This window comes from Enterococcus sp. DIV0574 (assembly GCF_051711125.1).
In the GTDB taxonomy this organism is placed as follows: domain Bacteria; phylum Bacillota; class Bacilli; order Lactobacillales; family Enterococcaceae; genus Enterococcus_D; species Enterococcus_D gallinarum.
In genome coordinates, this window is sequence record NZ_JBIOMA010000001.1 from 262164 (window position 1) to 275899 (window position 13736).

Annotated in this window: 12 protein-coding genes; all 12 read left to right on the forward strand. The window is 41.9% G+C overall.

Features of this window, described 5'->3' with window-relative positions; translation table 11 throughout:
- The first annotated feature begins 1 nt into the window (after position 1).
- A complete protein-coding gene (gene dtd / locus IGJ45_RS01370) occupies positions 2–448 on the forward strand; it encodes a D-aminoacyl-tRNA deacylase (RefSeq protein ID WP_409531353.1) in 447 nt (148 codons plus the stop codon).
- Between the two features lie 354 nt (positions 449–802).
- Positions 803–2347 (forward strand): ABC transporter permease, encoded by a 1545-nt coding sequence (locus IGJ45_RS01375; protein WP_311828399.1) that lies wholly within the window; start codon positions 803–805, stop codon positions 2345–2347.
- Between the two features lie 12 nt (positions 2348–2359).
- A complete protein-coding gene (locus IGJ45_RS01380; RefSeq protein WP_003128471.1) occupies positions 2360–3034 on the forward strand; it encodes an ABC transporter ATP-binding protein in 675 nt (224 codons plus the stop codon).
- Positions 3027–4523: a PASTA domain-containing protein gene (locus tag IGJ45_RS01385; RefSeq protein ID WP_003128472.1), complete on the forward strand. Its 1497-nt coding sequence runs from the start codon at positions 3027–3029 to the stop codon at positions 4521–4523. The genes IGJ45_RS01380 and IGJ45_RS01385 overlap by 8 nt, the downstream gene beginning before the upstream one ends.
- Before the next feature lie 301 nt (positions 4524–4824).
- Entirely contained in the window at positions 4825–6564 is a 1740-nt protein-coding gene (locus tag IGJ45_RS01390; protein WP_409531348.1) for an ABC transporter ATP-binding protein, read from the forward strand.
- The gene (locus tag IGJ45_RS01395) at positions 6503–8425 is read left to right on the forward strand and encodes an ABC transporter ATP-binding protein (protein WP_197081171.1); all 1923 of its coding nucleotides are present in this window, start codon (positions 6503–6505) and stop codon (positions 8423–8425) included. The genes IGJ45_RS01390 and IGJ45_RS01395 overlap by 62 nt, the downstream gene beginning before the upstream one ends.
- Before the next feature lie 112 nt (positions 8426–8537).
- The gene (locus IGJ45_RS01400; RefSeq protein ID WP_003128475.1) at positions 8538–9032 is read left to right on the forward strand and encodes a methylated-DNA--[protein]-cysteine S-methyltransferase; all 495 of its coding nucleotides are present in this window, start codon (positions 8538–8540) and stop codon (positions 9030–9032) included.
- A gap of 157 nt (positions 9033–9189) precedes the next feature.
- The gene (locus tag IGJ45_RS01405) at positions 9190–10683 is read left to right on the forward strand and encodes a phosphoglucomutase (protein WP_005472834.1); all 1494 of its coding nucleotides are present in this window, start codon (positions 9190–9192) and stop codon (positions 10681–10683) included.
- Positions 10684–10704: 21 nt separating this feature from the next.
- Positions 10705–10911 carry a hypothetical protein gene (locus tag IGJ45_RS01410; RefSeq protein WP_003128478.1) on the forward strand — a complete coding sequence of 69 codons (207 nt, stop codon included), beginning with the start codon at positions 10705–10707 and terminating at the stop codon, positions 10909–10911.
- 151 nt (positions 10912–11062) lie between these two features.
- Positions 11063–11737: a two-component system response regulator SapR gene (gene sapR / locus IGJ45_RS01415; protein WP_003128479.1), complete on the forward strand. Its 675-nt coding sequence runs from the start codon at positions 11063–11065 to the stop codon at positions 11735–11737.
- 8 nt (positions 11738–11745) lie between these two features.
- Positions 11746–12771, forward strand: a complete 1026-nt coding sequence (gene sapS / locus IGJ45_RS01420) for a two-component system sensor histidine kinase SapS (protein ID WP_041119852.1) — start codon at positions 11746–11748, stop codon at positions 12769–12771.
- A 97-nt stretch (positions 12772–12868) separates the two neighbouring features.
- The gene (locus IGJ45_RS01425; RefSeq protein ID WP_003128481.1) at positions 12869–13735 is read left to right on the forward strand and encodes a GRP family sugar transporter; all 867 of its coding nucleotides are present in this window, start codon (positions 12869–12871) and stop codon (positions 13733–13735) included.
- Position 13736 lies beyond the last annotated feature (1 nt).

Below are 13736 nucleotides of genomic sequence, written 5' to 3' on the forward strand. Positions count from 1 at the left end.
CATGCGAGCAGTCATTCAACGTGTAAGTGAAGCCAGTGTTGCAATCGATGGAACTACTGTAGGAGCAATCCAAAAAGGTTTTTTAGTTCTCTTGGGAATCACTCATGAAGATAGCCAAGAAGATGTGGATTACTTGGTTCGAAAAATCAAAAATTTGCGGGTGTTTGAAGATGAAGCGGGAAAAATGAATCAATCGATTGAAGCAATCGAAGGTGCTATTTTGAGTATCTCGCAATTCACATTGTATGGCGAGACCAAAAAAGGAAACCGTCCAAGCTTTATTCAAGCTGCCAGACCTGAAGTGGCTACACCATTGTACGAAGCTTTCAATGCGGGTCTGCACGCTGTAGGTATCGAAGTGGCTACGGGTCGCTTTGGCGCAGACATGCAAGTGTCATTAATCAATGACGGTCCTGTAACGATCCTGATCGATACGAAGGAAAAATAGGCTGCGTTCACAACGACTGCCTATCCAACATGCCAAAAGAACCAAAGCAAATAGTTTAAAGAGGACTGCCAACATGCAAGTTGGTAGTCTTTTTTTAGTGGAAATAAGTCCATCTTGTAGCACTTCTGGTACCAACCCTTTTGTCTTTGGACTATCTTACAAAACTGTAAGATAGTTCTTTCTGATCAGAAATAGTTATTTAAGAGCTGAATCTATTCCTTTTCGTAATGGTAGCAGTTACAAAAAAGTTATTTATTTTTATCCATCCCTAAAAAACTTTCAATAAATTAGATTGTCCTTAAAGCGCAAATGTGAAATAATAGTTAAAAAATAATGTCACTGGAGGAAATGACAATGAATTTTTGGCAGCGTGCATTAAAAAGTGTTACTCGCAGGAAAGGGAAGTCGTTTATTTTATTTTTAGTCATCTTTATTTTAGGTAACGTGATCGCAGGTGCGGTAGCTGTGCAGCAGTCTACTATGAATGTGGAACGGGAAACGAAAAAGAAAATGGGCAACGTTGCTACAGTCGAGTTTGATTATGAGCAGTTTGAGAAAGACAATTCAGGAAAATCAGATGAGGAAGTTTATTCTGAAGAAAATAGTCCGAAAACGCCAAAAACGGCGGACTATGACAAAGTGGGAGAATTAGATTACGTCAAATATTACGACTATACCATGATGGGTTGGTTAGAGACCAAGAAATTCAAAGCCTATACACCAGAAGATGAATCTTTTGGCATGGCGGGCGGCAATTATTTTAATTTAAAGGGCGGCAATCGACCACAGCCATTAGATATGGAAGAAGGCAACATCAAGCTGATCGATGGAGAAGTGTTTAGTGAAAAAGACTTGTCAGAAACCACTAATTCGATTTTGATTAGTAAAGAAGTCGCTGAAAAAAATAATTTGTCGGTTGGCGATCAATTTGTTTGGGATATGTATAGTGAAGTCCCTCAAGATCCGATGGGTGACAGTGATGATAGTACGGCTACTTCAGATGATGAAGATGCAGAGAGTGAAAGTGCAGAAATCCAAACAAAAGTTGTCACAGCTGATTATCCTGTCAAAGTTGCAGGGATTTTTAGTGTAGTAAAAAAGGAATCGGCCAATAGTAATCCTTCGCAAGAAGAAAAATCCAATCAAATCTGGCAAGCTGTTGAACAGATCAATACGATTTATGCTGCCAATCAGTTGGTGAAAGATTTTAGCAAATTCCAAAACGAAAAATTGTGGGGAGATATGGTAATGGCCGAAGATACGGAGGCCGAACCGGAAGAGTATTATCAAGCGATGTATGTTTTGAACTCTACCGACGATGTTGAAGCATTCAAACAAGAAGCCAATCCATTATTACCGGATTACTATCATGTGGTAGCTTCCACAGATCAATACGATCAGATTGCCGGAGGAATGAATCGTCTGGGAACGATTTCCCGCTATATCGTGATTGTTGCTGCTATTGCTACGGTCTTTATCATTTCATTAGTCGTTCTATTGTTTTTGCGAGACCGCAAGCAGGAATTAGGGATCTATCTATCTTTAGGAGAAGGCCGTGGGAAAGTGATTGGGCAAATCGTTATTGAAGTGGTGCTCGTCAGCTTAGTCGCTCTAATCTGCTCATTGGTGACGGGAAATCTATTAGGAAGTGCGGTTTCTCAAACATTGATGCAAAGTGACTGGATGACGAATCTGTCCCAAACGGATACCTATTCCATTTCAAGCACAATGATGACAAATACTCTCAGCTATGCGGATGTCCAAAGTGCTTATAAAGTCACTTTTTCTATGGGGTATGTCATCACCTATCTTTTATTGGGATTAGGTACAGTCTTATTGTCTGCAATCTTGCCGTTGTTGTATATTCTACGGCTGAATCCAAAGAAAATCATGATGTAGGGGGAAGAAAAAATGGCTTTGTTGGAAACAAAAGAAGTAGATTACTATTATCAAGATGGCGATCAGCGGCGCTATATTTTGAAAGAAACATCGGTGGCGTTTGAAAAAGGCAAGTTTTATGCCATTTTAGGACAGTCAGGGTCAGGAAAAACCACATTTCTCTCTTTGATCAGTGCGTTGGATACACCTAAAAGTGGCGCTGTTTTCTTTAATGGAGAAGATATTCAAAAAATCGGACATGAGAAATATCGCCGAGACGATATCAGTATCATCTTTCAAAGTTACAATTTGATTCCGTACCTGTCTGCGGTAGAAAATGTACTAGTTCCAATGTCGATCACGGATAATCAATTGCCGGAGAACCAGCGGGAAGTCGCATACAATTTATTGGACTATATTGGGATCACGAAAGAAAAAGCAGATCGTTTAGTCAATCAGTTGTCTGGTGGGGAACAGCAACGGGTGGCAATAGCTCGTGCACTGGCGACGAATGTTGATATTATTTTGGCAGACGAACCAACGGGAAACTTAGATGAAGAAATGGAACAGGAAATCATCGATATTTTTAAAGATTTGGCTCATATGCATAACAAATGTGTGATTGTTGTGACCCATGCGAATGAAATCGCCCAACAAGCAGACGAAGTACTCTATTTGCGTAAAGGTGTGTTGAATAAAGATGAGTGATTTTTTATCAAATTTCAGTCCTGGTAATTACGATGGCAAGAAACAAAGCTCTCCTAAAGAAACTGAGTTTGACGAAAAAACAGAGCGTAAAGCAGAACCAATTCCAGATTCTCAGACATCTGATCAGGGCGCAGGAGAGAGTAAAGCTGCAGCAGCATCGGATCCGAAGGAAATGAAGCGAAGAACGCGCAAGGAAACTAGCTCTTCTCAACCGGTCAGTCGGTTCGGAAAAGAAGAGACAGAGTTTGATCCAACTTATCGCAAGCGGCAGCGTAAAAAATACGCGCTGATCGCTGGTGCTGTCATTGTGCTGATTGCCATCAGCAGTGTGGTGTATTATCAATTGACTCATGTGAAGGTTCCTGATTTTGCTAAGAAAGATTTATCCGAAGCCCGAACATGGGGCATGGAAGAAGGCGTGGCGATCAAAGTCGATCAAGTGTATGATTTTGAGGTAGAGACCAATCGAATCGTTAGTCAAAGTGTTGCTGCAGATCAGAAGATCAAAAAAGGCAAGACTTTGACAGTCAAAGCAAGCCTAGGTCCTGACCCAGAAGAAATGATCGAGCTGCCCGACTTTTCGTCACTGACTACCGAAGCGGCAAAAGAATGGATCGAGAAACAAAAGGCAGAAAATATCTCGTTGATCGAACAGTATGACGACAAAGTCGAAGCAGGTGTATTCATCAAACAAGAAGCAGCAAATAAAGAGCAAGATCTCAAAGCTTATAAGCGCAAAGATCGCTTAAGCATCTATTATTCAAAAGGAAAAGAAGTCTTCGAGAAGAACATCGAAGTTACTGATTTTACAGGGAAAAACAAAGGTGAAGCTCAAGAGTGGGCTAAGAAAAATGAATTGAAGTACAAAGAAGAAGCTGTTTTTTCTGATACAGTTGCTCTAGACGTCGTGGTTTCCCAAGAACCAGTCAAAGGCAGCAAATTGGCCAAAAAGGATCAATTTCTTGTCAAAGTTTCTAAAGGGAAAGCATTAGTTGTTCCTGATTTCTCACAGTATACCATCGAGCAAGCAGAGGGGCTAGAATCGAAGATACCGATTCAAGTCAAGACAGTTTATTCTGATCAAATCGGTTATGGCAATTTCATCAGTCAGTCGGAAGAGGCGGGCAAAGAATATAGTGACAGCGATACATTGCCAACAGTGAAAGTGGTTTATTCACTGGGGCAACCGTATTTGAAGGATATCCGGCACCAAGCAACGGAAGGCGATCTGCCAAAAATGTTCTTTGATGAGTACAAATCGAAAGGTGCTTCTGTATATTATGATGTCTACTATGTAGATTCAGCAGAACCAAAAGGAACAGTTGTGGAGATGAGTCGTTATGGTGAATTTATTCCATTGGAAGTATCGATCACCATCGGGATTAGTCGCGGAAATCTGCAAGGCGAGACCGAATCATTACCGGTCAGTCCTGAGACAGAAAATGTAAAGGATCCGCTAGAAACAGTCAACAGTGCCACTACCGAATGAGACATTTAGCAATCGGGCCCGTAACAAAGCTACAGAACCCAAGCAATAAGTGAGTGAACTATCTAAATGAAGTGTGTCTTCTGTTTGTCGACAATGACAGACTGAAACAGAAGGATCTACCTACATTTAGATAGTTTTTCTGTTTTTTTACTTGGATTTTGAAAAATGGAGAGAGGTTTTCTGTTATCAAGTAATCACAGGTTTTCAAGCATGCATGCTTGAAAACCTTTTATCGATACGGTACAGTTGAATTGATAACTAGTCAATAAGCAGTATTTTACATAGAGAAGGGACGAAAGAAATGATCAAAAAATTACTAGCAAATGTTGGCGATTATAAAAAAGCCAGCCTATTGACACCGGTCTATGTTGCCGGCGAAGTGGCGCTAGATGTCATTATGCCACTGATCATGGCAATGATGATCGACCAAGGAATTGAAAAAGGACACGCGGGCGTCATTTTGCGCTATGGCGGTCTGCTTTTTTTGTGCTCATTATTGGCACTGATGCTAGGAACTTTAGGAGGACGAACAGCTGCGATTGCTTCTGCCGGTTTTGCTCGAAATCTTCGCCACAACCTTTTTAGCAAGATTCAGGATTTTTCTTTTTCCAATATCGACCGTTTTTCTTCCTCTAGTTTGATCACGAGAATGACCACCGATGTGACTAATGTGCAAAATGCTTACCAAATGATTATCCGAATCTTGGTGCGCAGTCCATTGATTCTGGTTTTTTCACTGATCATGGTTAGCACGATCAGTCCAGAATTGATGCTGGTTTACCTAGTCGTCTTGCCAATTCTAGCCATCGGACTTGCTTTAGTGATTCGCTTTGCTCATCCGCTTTTCTTGAAAGTATTTCGGATCTATGACCGTTTGAACAACGTAGTCCAAGAAAATCTTCAAGGAATCCGTGTGGTCAAGTCCTACGTCAGAGAAAAGCAGCAAGAAGAACTTTTTGACGAGGTGTCAAATGATGTCTACCGCAACTTTACGCTAGCACAACGAATCGTCTCGTTCAATATGCCTTTGATGCAATTCTCGATCTATAGCTGTATGTTGCTGTTGTCTTGGTTCGGTGCCCAACTGATCGTTGAGCACAGCAGCTTGACGACAGGGGAACTGGTTAGCATGTTCAACTATACTATGCAGATCTTGATGAGTTTGATGATGATGTCAATGGCTTTTGTTCAGATTCTGATTGCTCGTACTTCCGCACAGCGGGTGGTGGAAGTTTTGGATGAAGAAAGCGACTTGAAAAATCCGGCATCGCCATTGACAGAAGTCAAAGATGGTTCAATTGTCTTTGAAAATGCTTGTTTCAGTTACGCAAATGATCAAACGAAATTGGCATTGGAAAATGTCAACTTACGAATTGAATCCGGAGAGGTAATCGGGATCATCGGCGGAACCGGAAGTGCAAAATCAACGCTGGTCCAATTGATCCCCCGTTTGTACGATGTAATTGACGGTCGTGTTCTCGTTGGGGGACAAGATGTTCGTGCCTATGATTTGGCAGCATTGAGGGATCAAGTCAGTATGGTTTTGCAAAACAATGTCCTTTTTAGCGGGACGATCAGTGAGAATCTTCGCTGGGGAAACGCGGAAGCAACGGATGAAGAGATTCAGCGGGTAGCAAAAATTGCCCAAGCGGATCCTTTTATCCAAGAATTTCCTGATAAATATGACACGTTGATCTCTCAAGGAGGAAATAATGTCTCCGGTGGACAAAAGCAGCGGTTAACGATCGCGCGAGCGCTGTTAAAAAGACCGAAAATTCTGATTCTAGATGACTCTACTAGTGCTGTTGATACAAAGACAGACCGTAGTATTCGAGCAGGATTGAAACAAGAAATCCCGGGAACGACAACGATCATCATTTCCCAAAGGATCAATTCGATCGAAGATGCCGATCGAATCATTGTGATGGATGATGGGAAAATCAACGGAATCGGAACCCATGAAGAATTATTAACTAGCAATGAAATTTATCGTGAAGTCTACGACTCGCAGCAGAAAGGATTTGGTGAAGGTGAAGAATAGACAAGCAGCAAATCCCCAGAGAACCTTGAAACGGCTGCTGGCGACCATGTTTGGCGATTACAAACTGCAGTTGATTATCGTATTGTTCATGATCTTGTTAAGTGCTTTTGCCAATGTTCGCGGCTCACTTTTTTTGCAAGTGGTGATCGATGACCATATCACTCCGCTGCTGGGACAAAGCAATCCTAACTTCAGCGGTCTGCTGGCAGCTATTATTCAGATGGCAATTATTTATTTAATTGGGATCATTGCTGGTTTGACTTACAACTTTATGATGGTCAAAATCAGTGAGGGCACTCAGAAAAAAATCCGCGATCAGATGTTCAAACATATGCAAAAATTACCGATTGGTTATTTTGATGGCCATTCTGATGGTGATATGATGAGTCATTTCACCAACGATACGGATACATTACGGCAAATGATTTCTCAAAGTATTCCCAATTTGATGATGGCTGCCGTCACATTTTGCTCGGTTTTCATTGCGATGTTTTCCATTAGTATCCCATTGACTTGCTTTGTACTGGTTTCGGTCATTTTGATGCTGAATGTGATTCGGATCATCTCCCGCAAAAGCGGCCGCTTCTTTGGCGCACAGCAACGGGATCTAGGCGCAGTCAATGGCTATATTGAAGAAATGATGCATGGACAGAAAGTTGTCAAGATCTTTAACCATGAACACGTTGTCATGCAGGAATTTGATGCTTTGAATGACCAGTTGCAATCCAGTGCTACAAAGGCCAATGTCAATGCCAATACATTGATGCCGATCATGATGAACTTGCTGAATGTTCAATACGTGCTGATCGCAATTATCGGCGGGCTCTTTGCCATCAATGGTGTCTCGGGACTAACCGTAGGGATGATTGCTTCTTTCTTACAGCTTAGCCGTTCGCTGAATGGACCGATCAGCCAAATTTCACAGCAGATCAACTTTGTGATCATGGCTTTGGCAGGTGCAGAACGCATTTTTCATTTGTTGGATGAGACCCCAGAGATTGATACAGGGTATGTCACGCTAGTCAATGCCAAATGGGAATCTGGCCATTTAGTGGAAACAACAAATCGTACAGGACTCTGGGCTTGGAAACATCCTCACGAAGATGGAACTGTTACGTACACAGAATTGACTGGAGATGTTCGTTTTGAAGCAGTTGATTTTGGGTATGTGGATCATCAAATGGTTCTGCATGACATCAATCTTTTTGCTGAACCGGGACAGAAAGTTGCTTTTGTGGGAGCAACGGGAGCCGGTAAGACGACCATCACTAACTTGATCAATCGTTTTTACAATATTCAAGAGGGAAAGATCCGTTATGATGGCATCAATATTCAAAAGATCCAACTAGAATCTCTGCGGCGCTCATTAGGGATCGTCTTGCAAGATACACATTTATTCACAGGAACGATTCGAGAAAATATTCGTTTTGGTAAACTGGATGCCACGGATGAGGAAGTAGAAGCGGCAGCAAAACTGGCGAATGCGGATATGTTCATCAATCATTTACCTGAGAAGTACGATACCGTAATCACGGGGGATGGCGAAGGGCTGTCACAAGGACAGCGACAGCTACTAGCAATTGCCAGAGCGGCGATCGCCGATCCGCCTGTTATGATTTTAGATGAAGCGACTTCCAGCATTGATACGCGAACAGAGCGGATCGTCCAGTCTGGAATGGACCGGCTGATGCAAGGTCGGACAGTTTTCGTGATCGCTCACCGTCTTTCGACGATTCAGAATTCAGATGTGATCATGGTGATGGATCATGGTCGAATCATTGAACGAGGTACTCATGATACGTTATTAGCAGAGAAGGGGACCTATTACCAACTGTATACAGGAAAAATTGAGTTAGACTGATTTTTTCCCAGGAAACGAAGACCGGATTTAAGGGTCTTCGTTTTTTTTCTTGCTGCTGTGCTATACTAAAGAAAAACTATGAGGAGTAAGTGGATAGATAGGAGGAAATAGGATGCATTTAACGGTTTCACAGATCCAATTGAATGAGGAAATGTATGAACTGGGTGTCACTGATCAGGGGGCAGCTTATTTTGGTCGTTTAGCAGAACATGCAGAGTTGGCTCTTTTTTTCCCATATGCAGAAATTCGTGAATGTTCTCAGACACCAGAAAGGTATGCAAAGCCGCTGAAAGCCTATTTTGCCGGGGAGCCAGTAGCCTTCGATTTTCCTTTTGACTTTGTCGGTACACCGTTCCAACAAACTGTTTGGCAAGCGTTAACTGAAGTCCCTTATGGAACGACTGTCAGCTATAGTGAATTAGCGGCGAGAATCCAACGTCCTAGTGCCGTCCGAGCGGTTGCCAATGCTGTCGGACGCAATCCGATGATGATTATTGTCCCTTGCCATCGTGTCCTGGGAAAAAATGGTCGATTGACTGGTTATCGGGGAGGTTTGCCGATCAAGCGGAAACTATTACAGCTGGAAGGGATTCCTTTCAAGGACTGAGCGCATTTTTTCTGCAAAAATTTACTAGGTCTTCTTCTCGAATTTAGTGCTTCATAAATTGTTTGTTTAAAAGTAAAAAATACTAAAAAGGCGTTTCTTTTTATGCTACCTTTGATATAATGGAGTTGTTTCCGTTTACAAAAAAGGAGTGGAGAAGATGAAGCGAATGAAGTTGCAAAATGGTTCAGATATCCGTGGAATCGCGCTTTCGACAGCAGATCTTACAGCGGATTTAACAGAAGATGCAGTGAAAGAAATTGCTTCAGGTCTGCGGACCTGGTTGCTGCAGCGATATACGGAACCCTTAAAAGTGGCAGTTGGTCGTGATAGTCGTTTAAGTGGTGAAACGCTGCAGCAGGCGTTTATGAACCAATTGCGAATAGAAGGGATTACGGTTATTGATTGTGGGCTGGCTACAACACCCGCGCTATTTATGAGTACCCAGTTTGCTGATTTTGATTGTGATGCCGGTGTGATGCTGACAGCCAGTCATTTGCCCTATTACTTTAATGGAATCAAGATTTTTAGTAAATCTGGTGGTGCAGAAAAAGAAGATATCTCGTTTATCTTAGCACATCCTGAAGCTCATCCAGCTGACCAACTCGGCGAGTATTACCAACGAGACTTACTTACTCCCTATGCAGCAGATATGGTGACGAAAATTCGTCATGGGATGCAGACAGAAGAAGAACAGCCATTGGCTGGAATGAAAATCATTGTGGATGCTGGAAATGGCGCAGGTGGTTTTTTTGCAGAGCAAGTTTTAGTGCCGTTAGGGGCAGATACGAATGGTTCACAGTTTCTGGAGCCAGATGGACACTTCCCTAACCACATTCCTAATCCGGATAATAAAGAAGCGATGGCTAGTATTACGGAAGCCGTTTTACGAGAACAAGCAGACTTGGGAATCATCTTTGACACCGATGTCGATCGATCCGCTGTGGTGACCAAAAGCGGACAGCCGCTGAACCGCAACAACATGATTGCTGTTTTGAGTAAAATCGTCTTATCCGAACATCCGGCTGCGAGTATTGTCACGAATTCCCCGACCTCCACTCATCTAAAGACATTTATTGAATCGCTAGGTGGTCATCAAGTGCGTTATATTTCCGGGTATCGCAATGTCATCAACAAAGCGATCGCCCTTAACGAAAAAGGCATTAATGCTCAGTTGGCGATTGAAACTAGTGGACATGCAGCATTCAAGGAAAACTATTTTTTAGATGATGGTGCATATGTTATTGCGAAGATCTTGATGTTGCTGCCAACACTTCGTGCGCAAAATATCAGTTTGGAAGACTTGATCGCGGCGCTGAAACAGCCAGTTGAAACCCAAGAATTGCGTTTCAAGATCAATGATTCAGATTATCGTGCAACCGGGGAGAAGGTTATCGCATCGCTAGCGCATCATCTCCCATCGGGGTGGCAGATTGACAATGAAAATGAAGAAGGCATCCGTATACAGGTTTCTGCACCTTATGGACAAGGGTGGTTTTTGTTGCGGTTGAGTTTGCATGAACCATTATTGGTCTTGCAGATCGAAAATGACCAACCTGGACATTTGCCGGCGATCGTCCGCGAAATCAGTGAACGTTTGCTGCCGTTTGAAGCGATCGATCAGTCTGCAATCAAACAATTTTTAGAAAAATAATGAATAGAGAATGAAGGGTTAATGTTGGTATTTATTATGTTAGTGATCATGGCTGTCACTTATGGTGTGAATCTTTTTCTGATAGCATACATGAGAAAACGACCGCAGATCGATGTGGTAGAACGATTGTCTATGTTACTGGGCGTCAATATGAGTGTCTTGTTTGTAGATGGGATCGTTTTATTTGTTGGAAAGTTATTATTAGAAGCAGCGATGATTATTGAATAGACAAAGAAACTCTTAGAGAGTCAGAGAAAAAGAACTTTTTGATCTGGCGGATTTGAGAGTTTTTTTAGCTTTTTTTAAAGCTGGGATTATCATTCGCTTTCGATTTAGATATTTGTTAAAGTAAAGAAAAGAAGTGGAGGGGAATATTCAGATGGCAAAAATCATGGTAGTAGAAGATGAAGCAGTTATTCGCCAGCTGATCATCGAAGAACTTGAAAAATGGCAATTCGAAACATTTGGAACAACTGATTTTCATCAGGTTTTTGACGATTTTGAAGAGCAAGAACCGCAATTGATTTTGTTGGACATCAATTTACCGGTTTTTGACGGCTATTATTGGTGCCAGAAAATCAGAGAGACATCGAAAGTACCGATTATTTTTATATCAAGCCGTAATACGAATATGGATATGATCATGGCGATGAACATGGGGGCAGATGATTTCGTGACGAAGCCATTTGAGATCGATGTCTTGATTGCAAAAATCAATGCACTGCTGCGCCGTTCCTATAACTATGTCGAAAACAACAGCGAAACGCTGGTTCACAATGGGCTTACTTTGAATATCGACAACAGCAGCATGCAGATCAATGATGAGGTAATTGATTTAAGCAAAAATGAGTATCGATTATTATATATATTGATGAAGAATCACGGGAAGATCCTTAGTCGAGAAAAGCTGTTGCGAGCGCTCTGGGATGATGAACGTTTTGTTGACGACAATACATTGACTGTCAATATCAATCGCTTGCGTCGGAAGATTGAGCAAGCCGGTATGGATAATTACATCGAAACCAAAGTTGGACAAGGGTATATTGTGCCATGAACAAACCGATGTCATTCATTGCCTTCTTAAAAGACCGCTGGTTACTTCTGATTGGTTGGGTGATTTTTTTCTTGCTGATGATTCTAGTGATGTGGCTGACACCTGATTTCCCCATCGACTGGGGAACTGTTGGCTATCTTTTTTTGATGGAATCAGTCGTTCTACTGCTTTTTTTGGGCGTTTTTTATATTACTAAACGTCGTTTCTGGCAAAAGCTCACATTCCATGAGTCAGATAGTGTCTTACAAAACTATATTCATGGTGCGCGTTCATCAGAGGAAGAACTGGTTCAAAACTATATCAATCAGCTGATTCGCGAACACCAAGACTTGATGCAGCAAGTGATAAGCAATCAAGAAGAGCAAAAGGAATACATTGATTCTTGGGTCCATGAGATTAAAGTACCTTTGGCAGCGACGCGCTTACTGTTAAATTCGATTGAATTTGATATTCCAGATGAAAAGTATATTTTACTGGAAAACGAAGTGAATCGGATCAATGAGTATGTGGAACAAGTGCTGTATGTGGCACGTTTGGACAGTTTTTCCAAAGATTACCTTGTTCAAGAAGTGTCATTGAAAGCGACGATTCAGCCGGTTATTCGCAGTCAAGCCAACGTGTTCATTCAGAAGAATATTCACTATGCGATTAAAGGGGGAGACCAGCAAGTATTAACTGACGGCAAATGGCTGAGTTTTATTTTTCGGCAAATCCTCAGTAATGCGTTGAAGTATACTCCGGAAAATGGGCGAATCATTGTCCAAATCCAAAAAGATGGGCAAGGAACGCGTCTTTCGGTAGAAGATTCTGGAATCGGTATTCCGGCAGAAGATCTAAGGCGAGTCTTTGATAAGGGATTTACTGGTGAGAATGGTCGGAAGACTGATATGCACTCGACAGGGTTAGGGCTCTATTTAGCCAAGAATCTGGCCAAAGAATTAGGAATTGAGTTAACGATTTCATCGGTTGTAGGAGAAGGGACAACCGTCACGCTTTACTTCCCTCTGCTAAGCTACTATCAAGAAAATCGCTAATGATTTTTTGAGAAATACCATTTAGTTCTTGTCTCTATACCGTTTTCACTGATACACTGAACCTTGTGTGTCAAATTGAATGATAAGGATGGATAAGATGAGTATAGTATTTGCTTTAATACCGATGTTTGCCTGGGGCAGTATCGGATTGGTCAGTGGAAAATTAGGTGGGGATGCGAATCAACAGACATTAGGAATGACAATTGGTGCATTCCTTTTTTCACTGATTGTTTTCTTTGTCACTATGCCGACGATTGATGGCTGGATCGTAGTGATTGGTTTGCTGTCAGGACTTTGCTGGTCAGTTGGTCAAAATGGTCAATTTCATGGAATGAAATATCTGGGCGTTTCGGTGGGGCTTCCGTTATCTACTGGTATGCAATTGATCTTAAATACAATTGCTGGTGCCCTTTTTTTTGGCGAATGGACGCAATCACGAGACTATTTGTTGGGAATCACCGCATTGATTTTATTAGTAACTGGTGCCTATTTGACCGCACGACAAGACGGGGAACAAATGCCTGAGACAGAAAACAAGATGTTGGATTTTCCTAGAGGCTTTCGTTCGTTGATTTCCTCAACAATTGGCTATGGTGCTTACACAATCATTATTACTTGGGCGGGAATTGACCCATTGGCAATTATCTTGCCTCAGAGTATAGGCATGCTGATTGGCGCTAGTTTCTTTGCTCTAAGAAAAACCAAAGTCAATCGGGCGGTCTGGAAGAATACATTATCAGGATTGTTGTGGGGAATAGGAAATGTTTGTATGTTGATAACAGTTCAACAGATCGGACTGGCCGTGGGTTTCTCGCTGTCACAGATGGGGATTATTATCTCTACACTGGGAGGCATATTCTTATTAGGGGAGAAAAAAACCAAAAAAGAGTTCAAATATGTGGTTTTTGGTTGCTTGCTTGTTATTTTTGGTGGTATCCTTCTAGGGTATATGAAAGCTGCATAAG

Coding starts and splice junctions, on each gene's coding strand:
- dtd (WP_409531353.1), top strand. CDS start 2: ATGCGAGCAGTCATTCAACGTGTAAGTGAAGCCAGTGTTGCAATCGAT.
- IGJ45_RS01375 (WP_311828399.1), top strand. CDS start 803: ATGAATTTTTGGCAGCGTGCATTAAAAAGTGTTACTCGCAGGAAAGGG.
- IGJ45_RS01380 (WP_003128471.1), top strand. CDS start 2,360: ATGGCTTTGTTGGAAACAAAAGAAGTAGATTACTATTATCAAGATGGC.
- IGJ45_RS01385 (WP_003128472.1), top strand. CDS start 3,027: ATGAGTGATTTTTTATCAAATTTCAGTCCTGGTAATTACGATGGCAAG.
- IGJ45_RS01390 (WP_409531348.1), top strand. CDS start 4,825: ATGATCAAAAAATTACTAGCAAATGTTGGCGATTATAAAAAAGCCAGC.
- IGJ45_RS01395 (WP_197081171.1), top strand. CDS start 6,503: ATGAAATTTATCGTGAAGTCTACGACTCGCAGCAGAAAGGATTTGGTG.
- IGJ45_RS01400 (WP_003128475.1), top strand. CDS start 8,538: ATGCATTTAACGGTTTCACAGATCCAATTGAATGAGGAAATGTATGAA.
- IGJ45_RS01405 (WP_005472834.1), top strand. CDS start 9,190: ATGAAGCGAATGAAGTTGCAAAATGGTTCAGATATCCGTGGAATCGCG.
- IGJ45_RS01410 (WP_003128478.1), top strand. CDS start 10,705: ATGTTGGTATTTATTATGTTAGTGATCATGGCTGTCACTTATGGTGTG.
- sapR (WP_003128479.1), top strand. CDS start 11,063: ATGGCAAAAATCATGGTAGTAGAAGATGAAGCAGTTATTCGCCAGCTG.
- sapS (WP_041119852.1), top strand. CDS start 11,746: ATGTCATTCATTGCCTTCTTAAAAGACCGCTGGTTACTTCTGATTGGT.
- IGJ45_RS01425 (WP_003128481.1), top strand. CDS start 12,869: ATGAGTATAGTATTTGCTTTAATACCGATGTTTGCCTGGGGCAGTATC.